The sequence below is a fragment of the Shewanella sp. 10N.7 genome, assembly GCF_020806285.1.
GTDB classification, from domain to species: Bacteria; Pseudomonadota; Gammaproteobacteria; order Enterobacterales; family Shewanellaceae; genus Shewanella; species Shewanella electrodiphila.
In genome coordinates, this window is the sequence record NZ_JAJGZS010000009.1 from 1 (window position 1) to 24,854 (window position 24,854).

Consider the following 24,854-nt stretch of genomic DNA (forward strand, 5'->3'; position numbering starts at 1 on the left):
GCTTTTATTTCGAACAAAACTTAACCAGCAAAGATCAACAGGCCCTATGAATTCGCTATTTTTGACAATGTTTGATCTGCTTTGGCATAACTGAGGCGGGCTAATCTTTCAGTAACATGATAACTATCAAGCCCTGATATTGCAGTAGTATTAAGCGCTTCAATATCGATATAACCATCAGCTTTTACCGCTTTATCATCCACTAAAACCTGGGTCACTTCCCCGATAATTAATATCGTGTTGTTAATTTTTAGCGGCGTGATTTCTCTTACCGATAATGAAAATTTAAGCTGACTTTCTAACACAAAGGGAGCAGCGACATCGTCTAAGTAACTTTCTGTCAGACCAACAGCATCAAATTCTGAAACCTCAGCATCATATCGCGCTGAAGTTTGGTGCGCTTGTTGGTATATATCTACACATACATGATTAAGAGTATAAACTCCTGTTTGCTCAATATTGGCTAAAGTATCCCTTGGAACAGATTGAGGATGAGTTGCTGTTTGCGCCTGTTCTTTAACCTGAACAGCTGTGGGCCTGATGATCATGCCCAACAACGCGGGCGATGCACCAATATGAAACACCGAGCTCACTATCGACACATTGGTAACCCCTTTATTATCGATAGTGCCAACCAAATTTGCACTTTTAAACCCTGACAAACTATTAATAAAGCGCGCTCGCTGTCGTGACTCTAACTCGCCTATTGCCTTTGTGCTGAAATGTTTCATTGTCATCTGTTTAACTCACTGCTTTTGATATAACTGTTTGGATTAATTGATGTATGTGACTTATCGTCCCAATTAAAGCGCGTCTAGATTAGCTAATAACCCTTGAGCATGTTCTAGAATACGAGCCTTATCAGCCTGTGGCTTTTTAAGCCAGTTGGCATACACCATTCTTGTTCGCGGATTACCATTAAAACTGTGTTGATGTTTGTCCATAAAGTGCCAATATAAAGAATTTAGCGGGCATGCATCATCAGTATCGATTTTATTGACTTTGTAATGGCAACTTGAGCAATAGTCGCTCATTTTATTGATGTAGTTACCACTGGCAGCATAGGCTTTTGAGCCAACAATACCGCCATCAGCGAACTGGCTCATGCCTCTAGTATTAGGCATTTCAACCCATTCAATGGCATCGATATAAATACCTAAATACCAATCATCGACTTCATCAGGGTTAATGCCAGTAATTAGACAAAAATTACCCGTGACCATCAACCGCTGAATATGATGGGCATAAGCATAATCAAGGGATTGTTTGACCGTATGATGCTGGCAGTTCATTTTGGTATTAGCATCCCAAAACCATTGAGGTAAATTGCGTGTAGCATCCAAATGATTTAGTTGACCATATACAGGCATATTGGCCCAATAAATCCCCCGAACAAATTCACGCCATCCCAAAATTTGCCTAACAAAGCCTTCAATTTGCGCGAGAGAAATGGGATTGTCGCCATGCAGGCTTTGCTGATAAAAACCAATAGCGGTATCAATAACTCGCTGTGGACTGAGTATTTTGCTGTTCAACGCAAACGATAGCCTGCTGTGATATAAGCTCCATTGACGCTGTGCTAACAAGGTATCTGCTTTTGAGGTCATTGCATCTTGAAACGTTCCGAAACGAATTAAGCAATTACGGCAAAAATGCTCTAGTAATTGAATCGATTGCTGGCGTGTTACAGGCCATAGTAAGCGAGATGACATCCGCCCTATTATTTTGATGTTATGCCGCGTTATCCTGTCGATAATCGCACTAACATCATTCTCGAAAATAAGCGGCTCAGGAATATCAGGCAAGTCATTTGATTTAAGTTTTTGGCGGTTATCCGCATCAAAATTCCATTTACCTCCCGCTGGCTCCTGCCCTTCCATTAATAAGTTAAACCGTTTCCTCATTTTGCGATAAAAGTGCTCCATCCTATGCTTTGTTGATGCTTTAAAATCATGACTTAATTCAGCATCAGACAGATAAAAATGTTCGCTTTCATAGGCCAAACTTTCAATTGCATGACTTGCACAAAAACAACGCAGTTGCTCCCTTAAGCGATACTCATCTGGCAACTGATATTCAAATTGCTTGATACCATATTGAATAAATAACCTATTGAGTAACTCCACAAGATCTGAATACAAAGCGGTATCATCTAAGGTCAAGTGCAATACCTGATGCCCAGCTTGCCTAAGCGCTTGTGCAAATTGTTCCATGGCTGCAAAAAATGCGCAGATTTTTTGTCCGTGATGACGAGTATAGTTTGCCTCTTGCTTTAGCTCAGCGATGAGATAAACAGTGTCAGGGTGTTTATCTGCAAACCACGAATGTGAAGCATTAAGCTGATCGCCAAGAATAAGACGTAAACGTTTCGCTTTAATCATGTTTACTCCTGTTACGCTCACCAGCACATCGCTTAGAGCAGTACTTCACATTAGCCCAGTCTTTGTGCCACTTTTTACGCCAGCTAAATGGTCGCAAACAGACAGGGCAAGTCTTATCAGTAAACGACGTTCTGCTCGCAGAGTTTTCACGACAGGCCCTATTCATGGAGAAAATCACGCTTATTTAACTTGCTCTTACTATGCGACTTTTTATCCACTAGAACATCTTCTATAGGCCTGTGTTTAATAAGCTTGGAATCAATAGGCTTGGAATCAATAAGCTTGGAATCAATAGGCTCGCAATCAATAGGCCAGTCATCAATATTTACTGAATCCAGAAGTGTTTTATCAAGGCTGCAATCATTGGGTGACGAACACCAATGAGCAATAAAATCACCGTTTGGATCATATTGCTGAGTCTGTTTTTCGATATTGAAGTGCCGCCCTCCACGAGGATCTACGCCAACTCCTGCAATGTATTGCCAATTGCCCCAATTGGATGCCACATCATAATCAATCAGCTGTTGCTCAAAGTAGGCTGCGCCAAAACGCCAATCAACACCCAGTTCATTGACTAAACAACTGGCCACAATTTGCCTGCCTCGATTTGATATATATCCAGTACCATTCAGTTGCTTCATGCAGGCATTCACTAATGGATAAGGAGTGCTACCTAAACACCATTTGCTAAATCGCTCTGGAAAAAAGCTGGTTAATGGCGGCTTAGCCGCTTGGCCTTTAAAGCGATAAAGTTGAGTTCCGTGTTGCAATGCTAACCAATGAAAATACTCACGCCATAACAATTCAAATCCTATCCAATAAGTGGAATCGTTAGCACCATGAATTTGCTCATATTGTTTAAGCTGCGCCCATATTTGCCGTGCTGATATATTTCCCATAGCGAGGAAAGGGCTAAATTTAGTCGAGTTTTCAATACCGTCTAATTCATTACGAGTCTGTTTATACTCGCTGGGATAAGATTTTGAAAAGTAGTGTGATACATGCTGTTGAGCCGCTTGCTCACCACCAGAAAACAACGCCGACTTCGTTGCTTGAAATTGGCTTAAATCGGTTACTGCACCGCTAACCAACGATAAAGACTGCGTACTAATACCATTAAATGTGTTGCAAGGTTGCTCGACTGATAGCCCTGTTTTTTCAACTTTTCGGCGAAATTGCGAGAAGCTCGTCATCGCATTTACATAAGGGGTAATTTGCTGTTGGTTGAATAATCCATTATTCCATTCTGATATTAACCGTAATTGAGGTTGTCGCTTAGCGACTTGTTGCCATATTTGCCTTTCATCCCAGCCCACTTGTTTACTGTACCCTAGGGTTTTGATGCTATTTTGCTGCACTAAATCGCTAATAACAGTAACAGGGTCGCCAATGCATAAATGCAGCTTGTGCCCTAATGATTCAAGTTGCTGCTGCAAGTCTGCTAACGATTGCAGCAAAAATGCCAGCTTATGCTGTCCCATGGATTGTTGCTGGTATCGAATGGATTTGAACCAGCGTTCATCGAACACATAAGCAAACGCTACGGGTAATTCAGTTTTCCGCTGAGACTCTGATGCTAAGATATCGACCAATAACGCATTTAGCGCCAAATTATCCTGCAAGCGGAGATCTTGAGTAAAAACAAATAAGGAGCGTTCTTCTGACAAAATATACCCAAAGATGATTCAAACATATCTTTGATACGAACCAGAAAGGGGAAAGGTTTACTTAGATGATTTAGGTTGGGCTTGGGACGTTTTATCTTGCTGTGAAATTGCAGACTCAAGTTCACGCTGATGATTTTCGTGATTAACCAGTAGCAAGGTTAAATACATTTTCGTCGGCAGTGATAACACCATACCAAAGGCAACACACATGGCGCTGAGGATAATGCCTTTAATGCCCATCAGCTCGACAGTATGATTAAAGTTATGCAGGTAAATACCGAGTAAGATAAGACTGATACCACAGCAAATACTGATCCTGAGCATTACAATCAGTGTTGATGCTTTTATCATCGCTGATTATTCCTCATTCTTATTCAGTATTGAACTTTGGTTATTATATTAGCTCAATTAATAATAAAACGATTAACTTTAATCAGCTGCTACTTAGCAGCTGATATGCAACGGTTGCTCTACTTACCCCAAGGGTTAGACGGGTCTTGTGATGGTGCAGGGCGATTGCCTTTAGGTTTGTTTTGCGCGTAACCATCCTGTGCTCTCGGCTTATCTTTGCCGTACTGCTTAGGGCGATCATTATTATTACGCTTCATTTCTTCATAGTCAGCAGTGGCTTTTTCACGCATTTCTGCAATCAACTCAACGGTTAATTCTTGTGGTTTGCGAGGCACAATACCGTCAGCAAAACCACGTTCGCGAGGCTTTAATTCAAACTGAGCCGCACTACCTTTAGGCATACTTTTAAAACGATATAAGTAAAAGCTTTCAACACGTTCTCTCGCCCATTCAGTTTTCTTTAAAAACTTAAGGCATGATTCCATGCTAGGATTATTGTTAAAACACTCTAAACGCAGCGCTGCGTACAAAATCTTCCAATCATAAAAGTCCACTAGCTCTGACACCATGGTTTCTGACTTTAAACCATGTAGTGGGTTATTTTGCTGTAATTCAATCATGAAAGATCCTATTAACTGCCAATTTGCTATCAATCGTTCGATTTAAATAATGCTAATAAGCATTGAGTAAGATAGCAATGATAGCAAGCAACTACCTAGCATAGCTATCATCAACCTATGTTTATCCTAAAAAGCCTCATCTCAACCAAAGTTAGCCTTTTAAGGCTATTCTACTGATTGAGCATTCCATCTACTCGCTATTTACGGTATAACGGCGCAATGAAAATCCCCAAACGAATCCAACCTCTGGTTGAAGAAGGCTTAGTCGACGACGTCCTGCGCCAATTAATGAGCGGCAAGGAAGCCAGTGTATATGTAGTGCGCTGCGGCGATGATATTCGCTGCGCAAAAGTCTACAAAGATGTTGATAAGCGCAGCTTTAAACAAGCTGTTCAATACCAAGAGGGAAGAAAGGTCCGCAATAGCCGCCGTGCCAGAGCCATGGAAAAAGGCTCTAAATTCGGCCGTGACCAGCAAGAAGAAGCTTGGCAAAATGCCGAAGTGGATGCCCTGTATAAGCTTGCCGCAGCAGGCGTTCGTGTACCTGAACCCTACGGCTGTTTTTCAGGCGTGTTGCTAATGGAGCTGGTTACCGACACTGACGGTTTTGTGGCTCCTAGATTAAACGATGTGGTGTTTTCTCATGAAGACGCTGTGCGCGATCATGCCAGTATGATCGAGTATGCCAAACTGATGCTGTGTGCGGGGTTGATCCACGGCGATCTGTCTGAATTTAATGTATTAGTTGATGACAAAGGCCCTGTGATTATCGACTTACCTCAGGCTGTCGATGCCGCTGCAAACAACAACGCTGTATGGATGTTCGCCCGAGATGTGAACAACATGACTCAGTATTACAGCCAATTTGCGCCGGAACTTGCCAAGACTCAATATGCCAAAGAAATGTGGGCGCTTTTTGAAGCCGGTGAACTTACGCCAGAGTCGGTACTCACAGGCGAATTTACTGAAAGTGAACATGTAGCTGATGTGGATTCAGTGCTTGAAGAAATCAATGCAGCTAAAGAGGAAGAGCAAGAAAGATTACAGCGCATTGTTGAGGCAAATGAAGAGTTTTAACTAGCTTTAGCTATTAATAATATAGCGAGGCCCTCTGATGCGTTAATAAGCAATGCCCTTATTAACGCATCCATTCAAGCTTGTTATTAAAGGTTTCAAATAAACAACGCTAAAAAGAATTCCTAACAGATTAAAATCAAAATACCAGACTGTTTCAATTGTTAATCCAAGGTTAGTGATATAGCTCAATTACTTTGCATACTTATTGGTTATTTTTTCGAGCTGATTCACATCCTTAATCAAACCAACGAACTAGCACCAGCGCTCTGCACTCTCATTAGTATTCACACTTTTTAGAAATCAGCATATGAGCACGATCGAATCAATCACCTTGGTATTAGCCTTGGTATACAGCATCAGTTTACTGTATTGGAGTAAACAAAAATGGGGCGCAGCTTTGTGTGGCGCACTGTTAATGGCAGCTCTAGTTATCAGCTTGCATTGGCCACTATTTGTCGGCCTAGGTTTATCTTTACTCTTACTACCCTTATTCAATAAGTTTCAGCCTGCGCTTGCCCAAGGCGGTGTCATTGACGGTCAACGCGTTAAAGGCAATAAAGCCAATCAATTAAAAGAAATGATCAGGCATGCCCTCGCCCTGTCGATGATGCTTGTTGGGATTCAATTTGCCATCAATGCCGCATTGTTAAAGGCTGAAATAACCCCTTGGTTAGTACGCCCTGATATTGGTGATGCCTTTTTGCCTATTGCTGGCGGTATTGAGCTTAAAGCCATTTTAGGTCTAGGGCTGTGGGATCAAAATCATCCAGCAGCTGCAGTCATGCTAGTCGTGGTATTACTGACAGGGTTATTATGCAAACGTGCATTTTGTGGCTGGGCCTGCCCGCTTGGGTTAGCGGGCGATTACTTATATAGCTTAAGAAAGCGCTTTATCAAACAGGAGCTTGCACCACCCGCTTGGTTAGACTGGATACTACGCATGATAAAGTACTTGCTATTGGCAGCACTGGTTTTGTTAGTGTTCACTATGCCACTAGCCAGCATTCCACATTACTTAGATGGTTATTATCACAAGGTTGCCGACCTTAAGATGGCGCTGTTTTTCTTAAGTCCCACTGCAATAAGCTTAATGTGTTTTAGTTTAATTCTGGCAATAGCGGCTTGGAAGCGACAGGGGTTCTGTCGTTATATCTGTCCTTATGGCGCACTGCTTGGACTGGTTAGTTTTTTAAGCCCATTTAAAATTCGCCGCACAACTGAGCAATGCCTTATTGAAGGTAAAGGCATGAAATGTGACAAGTGCACCCGCGCATGTCCCGCTAATATTATCGTGCATACCCAAACCACCATTCGCAGTGATGAGTGCCAAGCCTGCATGAACTGTATCTCAGCTTGCCCTAAAAAAGAGGCGCTACATTTTAGTACTCGATGGGGAATGGTAATGTCATATAGAGGCTTAGCAGTCCTAGTCTTGATGCTGTTATTTATGATCCCACTTTGGGCGTATGTCGGCGGATTTTGGCATAGTGAAACTCCAACAGAGATCCGAATGATGTTAATCCAACACCTCAATAGTATTGGCCACTGATTATCAAAAATAAATTGTCTAGAACAAGCTGACATAAAAAATGCCGCTAACCATTAAGTTAGCGGCATTTTATTATCAGCGGAAAAATCTAAATTGCAGTGCTTATTTACCTGCGAGTGCAGCGGCTTCAGCTTGGCTAGCTAAGTATTCATCAAAGCTGCCGTGGAAGCTGACGAGTTGTTGATCTCTTACATCAATAATGTGCGTCGCCAATGATGATACAAACTCACGGTCATGACTGACGAATATTAACGTACCTTCAAACAACTTAAGTGCATTGTTCAACGCTTCAATGGCTTCCATGTCCATGTGGTTAGTCGGTTCATCCATGACTAACACGTTGATATCTTGCATCATTAACTTGCCGTATAACAGACGGTTTTTCTCACCACCTGAACAATTTTTTGCTTTCTTGTTGGCGTCATCTTCAGTAAATAACAAACGACCTAACATACCACGTACCATAAGGTCGTTATGTTTAGGGGTACGCCACTGCGACATCCAATCAAATAGCGATAAATCATTATCAAAGTCTTTGCTGCTATCTTGCGGGCAATAACCAATTGCAGCGTTTTCAGACCACTTAATCGTGCCGTGATTATTCGCTAGCTCATTGACTAAACAACGCAGCAATGTGGTTTTACCCACACCGTTTTCACCGATAACCGCAAGCTTAGCGCCCGCTTCTAAAATTAAATCACCACCAGCAAATAACGGTTCGCCATCAAAGCCATGGCCTAATTCTTCAATCACTAATGCTTGGCGATGCATTTTTTTACTTTCATCAAAGCGCAATGATGGTGTCATACGGCTTGACGATTTCACTTCATCTAAACTGATTTTATCTAGTTTTTTAGCACGTGAGCTTGCTTGTTTCGCTTTAGATGCATTGGCACCAAAACGGTTAACAAAGTCTTGCAGCTCTGCCATTTCAGCACTCTTTTTAGCATTGCCTGCCAATAGCTGCTCTTGAATAAGACCAGACGCTTCAAGGAAGTATTCGTAGTTACCCGGATAAACACGCAGCTCACCATAATCGATATCAGCCATATGAGTACAAACTGAATTCAAGAAATGTCTATCATGTGAAATGATAATCATGGTGCACTTACGCTTGTTAAGCTCGCCTGCTAACCAAGAAATGGTATGAATATCCAAGTTGTTGGTCGGTTCATCAAGTAGCAAAATATCTGGGTTTGAGAATAATGCTTGCGCCAGTAACACCCTGAGTTTCCAGCCTGGTGCAACTTGTTGCATCAAGCCAAAATGAAAGCTTTCTTCAATACCCGCTTCTAATAGAATTTCACCAGCACGAGATTCTGCGCTGTAGCCATCCATTTCAGCAAACTCACTTTCAAGATCGGCCACTTTCATGCCGTCTTCTTCGCTCATTTCTGGCAGAGAGTAAATACGATCACGCTCTTGCTTCACTTCCCACAGTTTTGCATCGCCCATGATCACAGTATCAACCACACTGTATTGCTCAAAAGCAAACTGGTCTTGGCTCAAGGTACCGACTTTTAAGCCCGGTGTAATTGAGACATTGCCAGAGCTTGGTGCTAACGCACCACTGAGGATTTTCATGAAGGTGGATTTACCACAACCATTTGCGCCGATCAGACCGTAGCGGTTGCCGTGGCCAAATTTAGCAGAAATGTTTTCAAACAATGGCTCAGCGCCAAACTGCATGGTGATGTTGTTTGTACTAATGATAACGGCAATCCTCGGGGTAAATAGTCGAATAAATGAGCTTTAAAAGCAGCGCGGCAGTATACAGAGTATGCAGTTTTTTAGATAGAGCTAATCCCACATAGATAGCTATAGATAATGATAAAGTCTAGGTCGGGGCATTATTTAATAAGCTGAATGTGATGCAAAACACGTGTTTTATGGAAGTTAGTTAAGCTCCCTCTGTTACTCTAAGCGGGCAGCCAATTAAATCTGATTCTGCCTTCACCAAGTATCTGCATCAAATCTTGCAGTTCTTGCTTCAGCTTCAATGCACTGAGTTAACTGAATAAGTACTGATAAAGTGATATTGGGAGGTTCAGTAATTAACCGTATTAGTTTATCGACATGCTCGACCAATTGAACATCCTTAGCCTTTAAAAATGAATTTATCCTGGACGTTAGCTACCTTGAACGTTTCTATTATTGCTTTAAATAAAAGCGCATTCCCATTACAAGGAATGCGCTATAGATTACGTAACCATTTATTATCGTTAAATAGTTAAGCCTTTGGTCGCCAAAATCAGGTTTTTAGCTGCTTTAAAGTAACGCACATATCCAGTACAACGACAGACATGCTCTCCTAAGGTATCTTCAATCACCCGCTCTACTTGGTCTTTCGCGATGGGTTTTTGTTTCAGTTTTTCAATCAATGCCACTGTTTCATTAGTAAAACCAGGGGCGCACCAACCACATTGAAACGCAAAGTTTTTGATAAAAGCATCTTGCACAGGATGCAGGGCGATAATTTCACCCACGTTATTTTTGGTTGCATGGCCTTCAATGGTTCTAATATTCAGGTTATTAAAAAGCATGACATTTGCAATACAAGTCCGCCTAGTGCTTGAGGTGCCATCATCATTATCTACAATCACCACACAAGCATGACAAATACCTTCGCCACAGCCAAATTTAGTCCCAGTAAGGTTAAGGTACTCATGTAAAAAGTTGACCATTGGCATGCCTGGGTCTATCTCAAGTGGCCCATATTGCTTACCATTGATGGTTAAGTTTAACGTGCTCATGCATTGGCCTCCGAAATATCTTTAGCTGTAATAGGTAAATGGTAGAAACGTTTTTCAGTGGCTTGATAAATCGCCTCAACAACCGCGGGAACAATTGGGATCATCACCACTTCAGCTAAGCCTTTTGATTCATCACTTCCATCAATAGTCGGTAGGAGCGTGTAGTCAAGAGTCCACACACCATTGTCTTTGGCAAACGGGACTTTATAGCGGTCAATGTTCCACTCCCCATTACCCGCGCCAGTATTATCTTGTGGTAATGCTTCATGAAGTACATGGCCTATCCCCATGGTAAGCCCACCTTCAATTTGTCCTTCAACTAATTCCCGTACATGCACTTTTCCAGGTTCTATCCATGTGTGCGTTCTAAGAATGTCAACTTCGCCAGAGACCTTGTGAACAGCAAGTTCTACCATAGTTAAACAAGGAGTGTAATAACGTACCATCGCGCTATTGAGCTTTACTTCTGGATAATTGACAGCTTGTCTTTCTTGCACCACAAAGCCCTGTTTATTTTGCTTAGCTTTTACTGCGTCATTGGCGCCGATGCCGTATTCCAATGCGATGGCATCTAGTGGGTATTCTTTTTGCTGCTGATTAAGTTCAAATTTTGCTGTTGCCCATTGCCAACGATTAAAACCATGGGTCATGACACCCGTTATCATGCCTTCGGCGTGCGCTTTCTTACATATGATAGACAGTGATAAAGGCTCAGCATCTTTAGCATGCAATTGGCCACCTTGCCAGCTCACATCGGTAATGGTGATACCGCTAGAACCTTGCTTTTCCCATATCGCTTTTGCGGCCATAAACAATGACTCTTCAAATAAAATTTTGGCTGCATATTTAGTCGAATGACTTTGAAAAAAAGCTGATTGGCTTGCAGACGATGCTGATACGACCATAGGGGTCCAACGTGGGTTTTTAGCCATTTTGTCTTGATGTTCTTGGCTCATTATATACGGGCTAGCATCATCAAAAATCTCCAATGCATCAAACACTTCTATTTGTGCAATATCAAGGTTATCTGCTGCTGAGCCCAAGTATTCTGAAATTAAGCTGGCCTGAGAAGTATCAGTACCTGTACCCATTTCAACAGAGAACACTTTAACCACCACTTTTCCATCTGGCGTTACACCAACATAGGAGGACGGAGCATTAGAGCCAGTGCCGTAATCTTTACTGACAAAACCAAAACCAACGCCCATTGATTTATCTGGATTGGCTTGGTCAAACTTGGTTTTATTGGCTTGCCTGTTTTGCCACATTTCATGTTTTTCAGCCAAATCGAGCATTTCTTGGTAGCGAATATTTTCAAGTGGCACTGAACCTTGGGTATTTTTGTCACCATTAACCATGGCATTGACGCGGCGAAGTTTGAAAGGATCCACCTTCATTTCATCTGCTGCTTCGTTAAACATCATTTCTATAGATGCCATTGATTGCAAAGAACCGTAACCTCGCATTGAACCAGCCGTCGGCAAATATGATGGTAAACAGGTCGCCACAATATCATTTCTGGGAATGTAATAAATGCCTTGAATAGCACTCGCTCCCACCATGGCAACTGATGAGGAAAAATTCTCTCTACCACCACCATCTAAGTTCATACCTGCCACTAAACCTTTGAGTTTAAGGCTCGACTTATCAAATGCTAACTGATTAGTAAAATGGAACGGGTGGCGCTTAAGTCCTGACTGAAATTGCTCAAATCGATTATTTGCCAGTCTTACCGGAGCATCTGCAAAAATCGATGCAATCATGCCGTAATACGGAAAAATAGTATGGTCTTTACCGCCAAATCCGCCTCCAATATAAGGAGAATGAACCACAAGATTTTTAATCGATTGGGTTAATGGGCTTTCACTGAGTACCTTGCCAGCTTGAAGATAAAAATCTTGGGGGGACTGTGTCGTTATTACCACGTGTAAAGTTTGGCTTTTTTTATCGAAAAAGCCGTTGTAGGCTTCTGGCTCTAACATCATAGGTTCAATCGATTGTGTTTTGTATTGTTTATTTAATACAAACCAATCATCGTTAGATGTCATCTCTTGACGAAGAGTCTGCGCAAGATACATCCCTCGCTCGCCAATATCATCACTGTCTTTTACTGGGTTAGGCCAAAGCAATTTTTGCCCCTCATATTTAGGGAAAAATTGCCCCGAATGATATGTACTGTAGATATCATCATCTTGGGAGCCTTTAGTTGACTCTTCACGGACAATCCGCCAGCCAGCATAAGGTTGTTTTGAGGCAGCATTATAAGGCACGGTTTCAGGGCCATATTGCACAAAATGCTCATGAAATTGCAGCATCATTTTGGCTTTTAAAAACTGAGCAAAATCATTAAATAATAAAATGGCCACTTCATGGCCTAAATAATCAGGCGCGCTGCCTTTTTTAAGCAGCATATTATCACCGTAAAAAGGCGGTAACTTTAGATCATTACTCTCTAAATCTTCAGCTGTAATAATTTTGTAGGGCGTCAGATCTTTAGGAATAACACTGAGGTCGAGGCCTTGATACACTTTATCGGCAATGTGAGCTCGCACAATAAAAGCATGATGCTGAGTGTCTGGCCAAGACGGGATATCTTTTGCGCGATAATCACGGCCGTAAATTTTCTCGCCAGTGATTTTTTCTATCGCATCAAATCGAAATGCAGGCTTGCCATCTTGATACCAAGTTTCAGCCAGTGAAGAAGCAACACCTTTAGCCATTGCACTTTGCTGTTGCAATAACATCGGTGCACTATAAACAGTTACCCCACCGATAACGCACTTTTTCATGAAGTCCCGTCGGGATAATTCCCACTGTTTCATACCTAACTCTCCTAAAGTTACCTGATGAGTAAATATCGTTAACATTCATTTTCAAATAAAGAAATGAGCCTAAGAGAAGCAAATTACCTAAGTCCAAAATACCTAAGTCCAAAATACAAAACCAAGCAAAATAATGGCTCGTAAGCAAGTATAGACAGCTATTGAGCAACTGATTCAAATCTATTGTGATTTAAATTAGAGATGCACGATATACCTGGGAATAATGGTGATACTAAAGACATTGTCGACACACAAAGGAATAAGCATCAGGCTTAGCTTTGATGATAAATAGCCTAATTGATGCCATTCAATAAACGTAATGAACAACCAGTGACAGATGGGTTAACAACAGGCGTTATTGGGAATAATAAATGGGAGTGAAAATTCAAATAAGTGGTTCATGTTAAAGAAAAAGGTCTGTACAAGTACATATATAACAACACTTAATAATCTGATTAATCATCATATCTACCAAATATCAGTCTCAAATCGCGCTGTGCGGGCTTCAACTTCTGTACAATCGGTTAATTGCATCAATTCTGCTAGGGTAATATTAGGCGTTTGAGTAATAAGCCGTTGTAATTTTTGCGTTAAGGTTTCCAGTTTATCTTCATGGCCAATTAAACCAATATCGATTTTCTTAATCAGATAAGCAAAAGTAATTGAATCATTGGTTTTAAGCGACACTCCTATGGTTTGCACATTGATAGCATCGCCTACAAGCGTCCAGTTTCTGGAGCGCCTTACTCGTTTAAGTTCACATTGATATTGAGCGCAAATGACTTTCGCTTGATTAACACTGTCCCGTCCTATTCGGTGAATAAGTGACGGTAAAGCAATGGTAATGTGTTGAACCTTCAAAATGAGATATCGCATTGATAAGAGGTAAGTCTATTTTACTGATTTAGCCCACTGATGATAGCGCTATTAACGACTTCAATGGCCAAGCGAATCTTTATGCACATCGCGTATGGTATACATTGCGTATGATGCACATTGCGTATGATGCACATTGCGAATAATAAACATTCTCCAATAAGGTTTTACTTATAAAAAATGCCAGTCGATGAACATCGACTGGCATTTTGCTGCCACAGTGACAGATTTGAACGGTGATAGTGGAGAGTCTATTTATTCAAATCGCACTGATTCATTAAAGCGTCAGTAACTGAATTACTTAAGCTCTACTGGCCATTCTTTTTCTACACGCTTTTCAATGAATAGCTCTTTTGACGCTTTCATTGCTTCAAGGTCTAAACCAACAAGAGGCTGAACTTTCGCTTTAGTATCGTATTTAGTGGCATCGTACTTGTATTCTGGTGCGTACTTTTTCAGTAATGCATCAGCTTCAGTAATTGCAGCATCTAAAATATCGTTAGATTTCTCTAACAAACGGATGGCTTCTGCAGGGTTATGAGCATGGATACCATGTGAAGCTGTTGCACTATCCCAGAACCACTGTGCATTTCTCACTTTGGTCAATAAGCTGTTCATTTCGCCAGATAGTACTGATTTAGCTTTCAATGCGGCTTCGTAGTTACCTTTCGCCACTGCAATGCCTTTACCAGCTTCTAAACCTTCAATACCATTCGCTGACCAGATTGCTTGCGCTTTAAAGTGCACTTCAGTCAAACGTGGATCTGTGCCGTCAGCTTCAAAACGTAGCTTATTGATTTCAGCTTTACGCTCATCAAGGATTTCTTTGAAGTCTTCTGCTTCATGACAGCTTTGGCAGCTTGATGGTAATGTTTCAGCTTCAAACGTCACTTTATGATTAGAGTACTTGCCGCCCTTTTCATTTTCAGCTTTAGGCATATGACAAGTTGTACAACCAAACTCTAAATGGCTATCCATTGCATGCTCAGTACGATCAAGCATGTTTTCAAACTCTGGGTGTTGCGCTTTAATCATTGGTGCACCAGAAACAGCATTGGTCCAATCTTTAAAGCCGCGCTTATCAAAGTAAGCCAGTTGTGCTTCAGCAGCAAAACCTTCATATAAACCGTCAGTTCCTTTGTAGCCTACAAACTCTTTATAGTCTGTATTAACACCAGGTACCCAGTAATCCATTGGGTATTTAACTTTCTTCTCATCGGTTCCGTCGAAGTAGTATTCAACGTGACACTGAGCACATGTCTGACTGGCCTGCATTGTGGCGTCTTGTTTATCGAAGTCTTTACCAATCGATTTCATAGCGCGGTCGGTGTATGGACGACTTAAACGAATCTCTTCTTTGCCTAATTCATGACAATCAGCACAACCGATGGTGTTAGACATCTCGTGGCCCCAAGTTGACCATGCATTGTCTGAAAACTTGCCTTCGCCGACTTCGTCATACATGCGAGCGACATCAGGTGTTTTACAAGACCAACAGCTTGCCGCCATTGCTTCACCAACCATCTTACCGTCATGGCCTACCATTGGGTGACCAACGCGTAATGTTTTAACGATATCAGTTAATGCAAAGTGATGACCACGAGCACGATTGTAGTCTTTAGCGAAACCATAACCTGCCCAAGCGCTGACTAAGTTAGGGTTGCTTGCTAATAGATCATCTAATTCACCTGAAGCTGGTGTAGTTTCTTCAGTTTCGGCCCAAGTTTTATATTGCTCAGGGAAAGTTTTTTGCCAATTTTCACTTTTATATAAATCGACTTCGCCCGCCACACTGTAACCGGTAAAAGCAGTTGTTAGCATTACTGCGACAGCTATTTTTCTTAATTTCATCATCATTCCTCAATGGGATTATTATTATTTATAATTTGATAAATACATCTGTTCATCTCACTTACCAAATACATCAATCAAACTTTCAAAATTAAAAAATCTAATTAATTTAAAACAATTAATATCACAACAAGTTAATCACGACAGGGCTTTACAGTATTAATGTGACCATAACCAAAGCAAAGCTAATTACTTGTCACACTTCAAATTTTCATCTACAAAAGACATACCTCCTAAGGGGTATTAAATTGATTTTATTTAGATGAAATAGCGCATTAATCCATCTAACTAAAGCAGGAATATTTATACAACCAGCCACAAAAAACACATAAAGTTAAAAAAAACACATGTATACAGATAGTTAGGTTGACATCAACATTAATAAAAAACATTAATACTAACCTTAATTTAATAACAACCAGCATCGAGCAAGCTCACACTTATCTAAAAAACCAAATAAACATCAAATCAAACCCTTATTTACACTTCTATTTTTCAGTACGAAATCTATTACCTACAAGGTAAAACTTAAAACAACATTAATTTACACTTAACTTGTTAAACATCACAATAAACTTATAAAAATAAATACACTCACAAAAAAGAAATAACTAAATTAGACATAGCAACATTATTATTAAAATGAAAACCTGAAGAATGAATATACAAACACATTCATACACAAAAACTAATTAAATAGAAGATAATCAAACAGCAGCTAATTTAGAACGAATTAATTTAAAAGATACCTATATACGCTAGTAATCAAAGTTAGTAATCAAAATTAATCTCACAAGCTTTAAAAATTAAATCATTGGCTATTAAGCCTATTTAACATTAGCTATAAGCTTCAACTTCATCATTTGTATTAATTATTCTGAAAATTGAAATTCATTAAACCCTCTTCAACTGATTATATGAGTTACAACCTCATTGCCTGTGCCCATGCTATCGACTTATGCCATGCAGCCATCACTTAGACACAGCTAACAAAGCCATCGGGATAGATTTCCAATATAATCAACAAGATAGACAATCAACAAAATCAGCAAGATAGACAATCAACATAATCAGCAGGATAAATTACCAAACAACAATATACTTTGTGTAAGTCAGCTTAGAAAAATTATCAAGATTCCTGTTAACCTCCTCCTGTAAATAAAACAAAAATTTAAACAAATAAGATTCGACAGACAAATTATTTAACAAATATTTACGCTGAGGTACAAGGATGGGCATTAATTAATGAAGCTAGATTTAATGAAGTGCTAATCTATCGTTGAATTACGGAATAACGACTTGCTGATCTTTCAATTTAACAACACTTTACTCTGCTTAGAGGAGATACAATGTTTGATGTAATGCTTTCTATTTGGCATCAAGATTTTGATGTCTTATTGGAAACAGTCACAATCTATCACCTAATGTTGATATTAGCGCTCATTTTGTTTCTTGAATCTAGCTTTGTCTTTTTACCTCTTCCCGGTGATGGACTCGTGTTATTTGTAGGTAGCTTAGTGGGTTTAGGCGTTGTAGAACTTCAGCATGCCTTTCTATTATTAACCTTTAGTGCCGGGTTAGGATCTTGCATCGCCTATATTCAAGGAAGGTGGCTGTCTCATCACCCCATTGTGACTAAAATTGAAAACGGTCTGCCAGACAATACACTACAAAGAGCGTCTAACTTATTAGAAAAGTACGGCTTTTTAGCCCTGTTTATCTCGCGTTTTATCCCGTTTGTTAGAGTGTTAACGCCTATGCTGATGGGTATTAGAGAGCTTGGCGTTAAACGCACAGTGTTGATGAGTTTTACCAGCGCAATGATCTGGAGCGCGGTGCTGTTATTTATAGGTCAATGGGTGATGAATAACCCGATGCTGAGTAATCATCAGGAAACATTAAATAAAGCCTTTTTAGTCGTGAGCTTAAGTTTAATGCTCTCTGCAACGATTGCGATGTTGTTTCGGTTTTCTAGAAAATCAAAACAACAAAGTGCAAAGCAGCAGTCACCACGCTAAATATCAGAGTTTTAGTTAGAGTTTTAGCTTAAGCACTAAAACTCTGACTAAAATACCTACCGATATAATTCAATGACTTACTTGTAAAATAAGCTTTTAGCTCTGTCTGATGCCAATCTTAACCTCCTAGTACATCGATTAGTTTGCCAATAATGTCGATCTACGATTTCTGGTCAAATAAGTCCTAAATAACTCAAGTAAAACAAGCCCTTCATTAGCATTAATAATGAGACTTTCATCACACTTAGTTGTTGATTGTGCTAAGCTAAATTCGATAACAATACACTTATGTCACTCAATCCCAATGAATTTACCTTTCATTGACTGAATCGTTGTCACTAACGAGATAATGTTTGTTAGCCCTAAGGCAAGAATCCCTTATATGCAGGAGGCATAATGCAAGATTACGTAGATCAAATCGATATCAATCAATACCTACCATTAATTATAGATGTTGGCATCAATGTACTACTCGCCGCATTAATACTGATCGTTGGCCTTTATATCGCGAATAAAGCCAGTGCAATCATTAATAAAATTGGTGAAAAGTACGATAAGCTCGATAATACTTTATTCCGTTTTTTAGGCAGTGTTGCTAAATACATCATTCTCGCGTTTGTTGCGATTGCGGTACTAAATCGCTTTGGTGTGCAAACCGCTTCAATCGTTGCCTTGTTGGGTGCTGCTGGCTTAGCGGTTGGTTTAGCGTTACAAGGAACATTATCTAACCTTGCTGCTGGTGTAATGCTATTGCTATTCCGTCCTTATAAAGTCGGTGATTTTATTAGTGCAGCGGATCGTTTTGGTAATGTGCAAGAGATTGACCTATTCACTACCATTCTTAGAACTTTCGATAATCAGCATATTATTGTACCGAACAGCCAAATTTGGGGCGCACAAATCGTCAATCACTCATTCCATGATATTCGCGGTGTGGATATGCATTTTGGTGTGGCTTACAAAGAAAACACCGATGAAGTAAGAAAAGTGATTGATGCTGTACTTGCCGCTCATCCGCATATTTTGAAAGATCCGGCGCCATTTGTAGAAGTTGAAACCTTAAATGACAGCTCAGTGGATTTCTTAGTCCGTCCATTCTGTCATGGCGAGCATTACTTCGACATCCTGTATTCAATCCCTGAGCAAATCAAGAAAGCACTGGATGAAGCAGGTATTGAAATTCCTTTCCCACACAGAAAACTGATCATCGAAAAAGAGTAACAATCTTGGGATTTTGATGAAAACAGCGAGCAAGTGCCTTTGGCCTTGCTCGTTTTACCTTTAGCAATACTAAAAAATCACACATCATTAATATCAAATAGCGACTCAACTCCAATTCCATCTCTTCAGACATACTAGTCGAGTTTAGTGCTATTTTAGCGTTATAATCGCTGCGCAAAATACCAGATAACGATTTAACCCATTTTTTAAAGAAGCAGAATTAACCCCATGACGCCAGAACGTTTAGCCCGCATCAACGAAATGCTTGATAATCGCCAAGTCGACCTCACGGTTTGTCTCGATAAAGTCCATAAAACCAATAATATTGCTGCTACAGTACGTACTGCCGATAGTGTTGGTATTCATCAAGTTCATGCGGTTATGCCTGAAGAAACCCTATGGGTATCAGGTAATACCTCATCAGGAAGTCATCGTTGGGTTAACACTATAAAGCATCAAACGTTTACTGAAGCTCACGAACAATTTAAAGCTAAGGGAATGCAAATTCTTGCGACGACTTTTTCTGATACTGCGGTAGATTTTCGTGAAGTGGATTACACCAAACCCACAGTGATTGTGCTCGGTAATGAACGTGATGGTGTCAGTCCTGAAGCTATTGCTGCTGCCGATCAACACATTATTATTCCGATGGTGGGTATGGTGCAATCATTGAATGTTTCGGTTGCTGGCGCATTAATCATGTACGAAGCACAAAGACAACGTGAACAAGCCGGTATGTATAACAACAGACAACTTGATCACCAATACTGCCAAACTAAGTTGTTTGAACAAGGCCATCCTATATACGCCAAAGCTTGTCGTAGAAAACAAATCCCTTATCCAGCTATCGATGAGAACGGCCAAATTGAAGCTGATAGTGAATGGTGGGATCGCATGCGAGCGCCCGATCCTGATGCACAATCTGAAAAGGCATGAGTTAGCAGGCTTAAGTTAAACTGGCTTAAGCTAAACAAGCTTACGCATCAAGTGATATCGCACTGAAAAGCCCGCTTGCCTCCCACTGTAAAACAATAAAGCGAACCCAAGAGTTCGCTTTATTCAATCATCACTATCTATACCACTAATACTGATTAGCGATGAATCAACTTCGAAGTATCTTCAATAATATTCAGTGCCTGATCAATCTGTGTATTTGTCACATAAGGCGCAGGACCAAACCTTAGTTGGTTACCTCGACTATCACAAAGAAAGTGACTCTCACCTAACTGTTTAACCCAATCACCAGCTTTGCCTGTAGTCAAAGATAAAAATCCACCATTGGCTTGCACATCGTGAGACGGTAATCTCAGACCTAATTTGTCTTCACCTATCGCTGCAATACCTTGCCATAAACGTTTAATTTGAGCTTGATTAATCTCTCTTAAAACTTGGTCAGTTAACTGCTTCTGTTTAAAAAAATCAAACACAGCAACGGCGCGATAATGGCTGACAGGATCATATGTCGAACCAGCAAAAGCAGATTGCCCCAGACCATACCCCACTTTACCAGGTGCTTGGTCTAACACATCGAACTCAGCGTACCACCCTGTAATAATTGGACTACCTTGATAACTAGCAGGGATCCGCATCATGCAATTACCTTCACCCGCTTGGCAGTATTTGTAACCACCACCGACCACAAATGCTGATTCAATCTGCCAGTGTTGTAAATTAAATGGCACCACATTTAATGCATGATAGGCATCCACTAGGCAAGGCACGTTTAATGATTCAGCCGCTTTAGCGACTAAACCAACGTCATAGAAAATCTCACTGGTGTTAAAGAAAACTGCCGATAACATCACTGCATCGGTATCAGCATCTATCTTATCAATCACTCTTTGCGCTAACGTCTCACTTGGATGAACAGGCACGACTTCAATGGTGCAATTAAGCTCTTGTAAACGTTGTAGTTGGCGTCTTAAAGAATGAAACTCTCCATCTGTGGTGACGATTTTTAACGGTCTATTTTGCTTGGTTTTAACGTAGTTAAGATCCGATAAAAATCGTAAAATCAGTTCATGAGTTGATGAGCCTAAGGCTATTTGGCCATCTGGCTCCCCCATCAAGCTGCGATAAAAATCTCTGACGCTGTCAGCTTTCGCTAATGCTATGCCCCACTTATCATCTATGTGTTTTGCCGCATCGTCATAGCACTCTAACATGCCTTGTTTGGCCACATCTGGCCACGCTTGATGTGAATGACCAGACAGTAAAATACGCTTAGCTACATTAAATGCACAATAATGAGCTTGTAGGTTTTCGGCTAAATGCGTTGTCATAACGTTAATCTCTTAAATCAAATAATGGGCGCAGAAGATGGCAACTTCCTATAAGTGAGTGCGTAACTCAAACAACTCAGGGAAAAAACTGATATCCAATGACTTTTTCAAGAACTCAACTCCTGAAGAACCACCAGTTCCGGCTTTGTTACCAATAATTCGCTGTACTGTGTACATATGTTTAAAGCGCCATTGCTGAAAACTATCTTCAATATCCACCAGCTTTTCAGCTAACTCGTATAGTTCAAAATGCTCATCTGCATCTTGGTAAACATTAATCCATGCTTGTAGAACAGCTTGATGACTTTGATAAGGTTGGCTGACATCTCTAGCTAGCACAGACTCATCATCAATTAGGCCTTTCTGATGTAATACCTTAATGCTGACATCGTATAAGCTCGGTGCGTGTAACAGCTGATTTAACTCACTGTAAACTGCTGGATTTGCTTTATGAACCTCCAGTAAATCAGCATTTTTATTACCTAGTAAAAACTCAATTTTACGGTAACCGTAAGACTGAAAACCCGATGAGTGGCCTAATGCATCACGAAATTTAAGGTAATCAACAGGGGTTAATGTGGCGAGAATATTCCATGATTGAGTGAGTTGATTCAGAATTTGTTTAACCCGAGAAATCACTTTAAAGGCATGACCAAAATCGCCAGTGTTAATATTATCAATAGCACAACTTAACTCATGTCCCGCAAGCTTAAGCCAAAGCTCACTGGCTTGATGAATAACAATAAATAGCATCTCATCATGTTGATCAGATAGTGGTTGCTGCGCCGATAAAATCTTCTCAAGATTCAGGTAATCGCCATAGGACATATCATCTTTAAAATCAGTATGAATACTATCTTCTAGCTCTCTAAAGTTAGCTTTGGTCTCATTGTTATTATCCGCCTGACTCGCAGACTTATGACCAAGTGGGCACCCCATGTAAAACTCCTTTGGTGAGTGACTTGTGTTTAATATCAGTGAAATGCCGCTAAAGTTCGTAAATTAAGCGACAGATAAATAACCTATCACGTAGGTTAAAGACTGACTAACAAGGCCTCAATTATAGCGTCAGTTTTAATTTACATTTACAGAAAATGACTCAGAGTTGAAGGTGTACTTTTTGAAGAACAAGAGAGTTCAAACAACTCATTTTAAAGAGATACTTTAATGAGGTGCTTTAAAGAGATGCTTTAAACGGCCAGCTTGAATAAATTGGATTGATAAAAAATGACATGATTAAAATACCGCTCAGGCTGAAGGCTCACTTACCCTCAACCTGAAACACAATTTAGCAACTAAATTTAGCAACTAGAAAGTCACTTCAACTCTGCGGCCAGCTTCTGTTGACATCACTTCATATCCCCAACCGTATTGCCTTACTAACTTTTCAGTGAGTTCGAGTCCTAACCCAAAACCAAGATCATCAGACTCACTTTGATCATCCACATCAAGATTATGGTTAGTGATCGATATATGATCGTTAGTTTGCACAATCACGACTTCACCATTAAAGGTGTGCTGAAACGCATTGCGGATAAGGTTGGTAATAATAATCCGGTACAAGCCCTCTGATAACGTTAATTTTTTATCGTCCGTTTTCATACTCACTTTAACGGTTTTACCTTGTAATAAGTAATGTAGCTCTGAGCTAATCAGTGTCACTAACTCACCCACAGCCACTTCACTTGTTGGCAGTGACTTACCTTCTTGGCGATTAAGCCATAGTAAGGTTTCGGTTAAGTCTGTCATGGTGAGGCCTGCTCGCTCGATTCTATCAAGCACAGCTAATTGTTTTTCTGCAGGTAACTGTTTAAGGATCATCTTTCGCAATAATTCAGCATTAGTGCGAGTCACCGCAATTGGCGTGCGCAGTTCATGACTGGCATACCCTAAGAAGCGTTTCTCTCTGTCCAAAGTATCTTGTACTGAGCTTAAACTCGACTGGACGATTTCGGCTAAGGTATTGAGTTCGCTGTAATGAAAGTTTGGAACTGGCTTAGACAGTTGCTCTTCATCAAGGGATTTAGCCCACTCTCTGAGTTTCTCAACTGGAGAGGCAACTTTGCGCAGCACCAATAGCAATACGATGCCGAACAGTGTCATAGCGACAAAAGCCACCAACAGAATATACACAAACTGCGGCGGTTTATTATCCAATTTCACTTTGTCTTTTTTATCTAAAATTACCCCTGCGTAACGCACCTTGTTACCTGTAACTACCTTCATGGCAAAAAAGGCTCGCTTAGGATGATCGATGATGGGCACACCTTCAATTTTTTTGATCATCTGGTTAGGTTCAAGATTTTCTTTATTAAGGTTTTTTTGAATAAGAAAAGGGAGTTTCTCCCAACTAGTTGCTACCGTTAGCTCGCCGATAGTGACTGGGTTATCACCATCTAAAGCTATTTCCGATGCTTGAGAGCGAACAAAATTAGTCATAGCAACATCAAGACCCGAGAAGAAATAACTCACCGCCACAGCAGACATACCCACAATGGTGACTGTGCCGGTCAAAAACATTGCAAGTAAGAAATAAATTTTTATGCTGGGTCTTATCTTCATGATATCGGATTCCTGAGTCATTCCCCTTCGGAATGCGTTGCTGTATCAGAAATAGATTTAAGCGAAAAACCACGACCTGTAATGGTATGGATAAGCTTATCTTGCTCCTCACTATTTCCATCAACGATTTTACGTAAGTTGAACATGTGCACTTTCAAGCTATTACTGTCTGGCTGCTCGTCGCCCCAAACGTTTTGCATTAATTTTTCTCTCGAAACCACATTAGGGGTTTCGCGCATTAGGCATTCAAGTATTTTTATAGCAGTGGGAGATAATTTCAGCATTTCGCCTGCGCGAGTGGCCGTTTTACTTTGCAAGTCCATGGATAAATCTTCTACCATCAACTTAGTGACTTCACCACTTCGGCGCCGAGATAGCACTTGGGTGCGAACAATCAACTCTTCCATAGCAAAAGGCTTTATCAAATAATCATCAGCGCCCTTTGAAAACCCCACCAGCTTATCGTCCAACGTGTCACGCGCCGTTAGCATCAGTATTGGTACATCAATCCCTTGGCTACGAATACGCTCGCAAACTTCCAGGCCACTCATTTTGGGTAGGTTTAAATCCAGCACCACCACATCGTATTGGTTGGCTTCAATTAAGTTAAGACCTACTGCGCCATTAGCCGCATGATCGCACTGAATATCTTCAAGTTCGAGGTAATCAATAATCGCTGTGGCAAGGTCAATATCATCCTCGACCAACAATAATTGCAAATTATCCGACATTATTTTTCCCTTTAACACGATGGCTATTAGCAACAGGCTTAATTAGGTTAACGGTTAATACTAAGACTCAAGTTAATACTAAGGCTCAGGTTA

Annotated in this window: 21 protein-coding genes; 5 read left to right on the top strand and 16 right to left on the bottom strand. The window is 40.5% G+C overall.

Annotation, left to right across the window (positions count from 1 at the left end):
- Nucleotides 1-44: 44 nt before the first annotated feature.
- From LMH66_RS07385 to LMH66_RS07410, 6 genes are all read right to left on the bottom strand, one after another.
- A complete protein-coding gene (locus LMH66_RS07385) occupies nt 45-731 on the bottom strand; it encodes a flavin reductase family protein (RefSeq protein WP_229369191.1) in 687 nt (228 codons plus the stop codon).
- A gap of 72 nt (nt 732-803) precedes the next feature.
- Entirely contained in the window at nt 804-2,381 is a 1,578-nt protein-coding gene (locus tag LMH66_RS07390) for a cryptochrome/photolyase family protein (protein WP_229369112.1), read from the bottom strand.
- Entirely contained in the window at nt 2,374-2,547 is a 174-nt protein-coding gene (locus LMH66_RS07395; RefSeq protein ID WP_420709408.1) for a DUF2256 domain-containing protein, read from the bottom strand. The genes LMH66_RS07390 and LMH66_RS07395 overlap by 8 nt, the downstream gene beginning before the upstream one ends.
- Nucleotides 2,540-4,048: a DASH family cryptochrome gene (locus LMH66_RS07400; protein WP_229369113.1), complete on the bottom strand. Its 1,509-nt coding sequence runs from the start codon at nt 4,046-4,048 to the stop codon at nt 2,540-2,542. Before LMH66_RS07400 ends, LMH66_RS07395 begins: the two co-directional genes overlap by 8 nt.
- Nucleotides 4,049-4,105: 57 nt before the next feature.
- Entirely contained in the window at nt 4,106-4,396 is a 291-nt protein-coding gene (locus tag LMH66_RS07405) for a hypothetical protein (protein WP_420709409.1), read from the bottom strand.
- Between the two features lie 122 nt (nt 4,397-4,518).
- Nucleotides 4,519-5,019 (bottom strand): VF530 family DNA-binding protein, encoded by a 501-nt coding sequence (locus LMH66_RS07410; protein WP_229369114.1) that lies wholly within the window; start codon nt 5,017-5,019, stop codon nt 4,519-4,521.
- Nucleotides 5,020-5,238: 219 nt separating this feature from the next.
- Here LMH66_RS07410 and LMH66_RS07415 point away from each other — a divergent pair, with 219 nt between their 5' ends.
- A complete protein-coding gene (locus LMH66_RS07415; protein WP_229369192.1) occupies nt 5,239-6,096 on the top strand; it encodes a PA4780 family RIO1-like protein kinase in 858 nt (285 codons plus the stop codon).
- 307 nt (nt 6,097-6,403) lie between these two features.
- Nucleotides 6,404-7,645, top strand: a complete 1,242-nt coding sequence (locus LMH66_RS07420; protein WP_229369115.1) for a 4Fe-4S binding protein — start codon at nt 6,404-6,406, stop codon at nt 7,643-7,645.
- Nucleotides 7,646-7,747: 102 nt separating this feature from the next.
- On the opposite strand, the gene LMH66_RS07425 is transcribed toward LMH66_RS07420, so the two are convergent.
- The 6 genes from LMH66_RS07425 to LMH66_RS07450 form a co-directional block, all read right to left on the bottom strand.
- Entirely contained in the window at nt 7,748-9,358 is a 1,611-nt protein-coding gene (locus LMH66_RS07425) for an ABC-F family ATPase (RefSeq protein ID WP_229369193.1), read from the bottom strand.
- Nucleotides 9,359-9,598: 240 nt separating this feature from the next.
- Complete coding sequence (locus tag LMH66_RS07430) at nt 9,599-9,766, bottom strand: ribosome recycling factor family protein (protein WP_324295166.1); 168 nt, start codon at nt 9,764-9,766, stop codon at nt 9,599-9,601.
- Nucleotides 9,767-9,867: 101 nt separating this feature from the next.
- Nucleotides 9,868-10,398, bottom strand: coding sequence for a (2Fe-2S)-binding protein (locus LMH66_RS07435; RefSeq protein ID WP_229369116.1), 531 nt, complete (start codon nt 10,396-10,398; stop codon nt 9,868-9,870).
- A complete protein-coding gene (locus LMH66_RS07440; protein WP_229369117.1) occupies nt 10,395-13,220 on the bottom strand; it encodes a xanthine dehydrogenase family protein molybdopterin-binding subunit in 2,826 nt (941 codons plus the stop codon). Before LMH66_RS07440 ends, LMH66_RS07435 begins: the two co-directional genes overlap by 4 nt.
- A gap of 468 nt (nt 13,221-13,688) precedes the next feature.
- Nucleotides 13,689-14,081 carry a ribosome recycling factor family protein gene (locus LMH66_RS07445; RefSeq protein ID WP_229369118.1) on the bottom strand — a complete coding sequence of 131 codons (393 nt, stop codon included), beginning with the start codon at nt 14,079-14,081 and terminating at the stop codon, nt 13,689-13,691.
- A gap of 312 nt (nt 14,082-14,393) precedes the next feature.
- Nucleotides 14,394-15,947 (bottom strand): ammonia-forming cytochrome c nitrite reductase subunit c552, encoded by a 1,554-nt coding sequence (locus LMH66_RS07450; RefSeq protein ID WP_229369119.1) that lies wholly within the window; start codon nt 15,945-15,947, stop codon nt 14,394-14,396.
- 1,349 nt (nt 15,948-17,296) lie between these two features.
- Here LMH66_RS07450 and LMH66_RS07455 point away from each other — a divergent pair.
- The 3 genes from LMH66_RS07455 (at nt 17,297) to trmH (ending at nt 20,122) form a co-directional block, all read left to right on the top strand.
- A complete protein-coding gene (locus LMH66_RS07455; RefSeq protein WP_229369120.1) occupies nt 17,297-17,965 on the top strand; it encodes a DedA family protein in 669 nt (222 codons plus the stop codon).
- A gap of 396 nt (nt 17,966-18,361) precedes the next feature.
- A complete protein-coding gene (locus LMH66_RS07460) occupies nt 18,362-19,186 on the top strand; it encodes a mechanosensitive ion channel family protein (protein ID WP_102529323.1) in 825 nt (274 codons plus the stop codon).
- Nucleotides 19,187-19,414: 228 nt separating this feature from the next.
- Nucleotides 19,415-20,122, top strand: coding sequence for a tRNA (guanosine(18)-2'-O)-methyltransferase TrmH (gene trmH, locus LMH66_RS07465; protein ID WP_229369121.1), 708 nt, complete (start codon nt 19,415-19,417; stop codon nt 20,120-20,122).
- A gap of 155 nt (nt 20,123-20,277) precedes the next feature.
- Here trmH and LMH66_RS07470 read toward each other — a convergent pair whose 3' ends face one another.
- From LMH66_RS07470 to LMH66_RS07485, 4 genes are all read right to left on the bottom strand, one after another.
- The gene (locus tag LMH66_RS07470; RefSeq protein WP_229369122.1) at nt 20,278-21,468 is read right to left on the bottom strand and encodes a kynureninase; all 1,191 of its coding nucleotides are present in this window, start codon (nt 21,466-21,468) and stop codon (nt 20,278-20,280) included.
- A 48-nt stretch (nt 21,469-21,516) separates the two neighbouring features.
- The gene (gene kynA / locus LMH66_RS07475; RefSeq protein ID WP_229369123.1) at nt 21,517-22,407 is read right to left on the bottom strand and encodes a tryptophan 2,3-dioxygenase; all 891 of its coding nucleotides are present in this window, start codon (nt 22,405-22,407) and stop codon (nt 21,517-21,519) included.
- Nucleotides 22,408-22,776: 369 nt separating this feature from the next.
- On the bottom strand, nt 22,777-24,030 hold the full coding sequence (locus LMH66_RS07480; RefSeq protein ID WP_229369124.1) for a sensor histidine kinase: 1,254 nt from the start codon (nt 24,028-24,030) through the stop codon (nt 22,777-22,779).
- Between the two features lie 17 nt (nt 24,031-24,047).
- Entirely contained in the window at nt 24,048-24,761 is a 714-nt protein-coding gene (locus LMH66_RS07485; RefSeq protein ID WP_229369125.1) for a response regulator transcription factor, read from the bottom strand.
- Nucleotides 24,762-24,854: the final 93 nt, after the last annotated feature.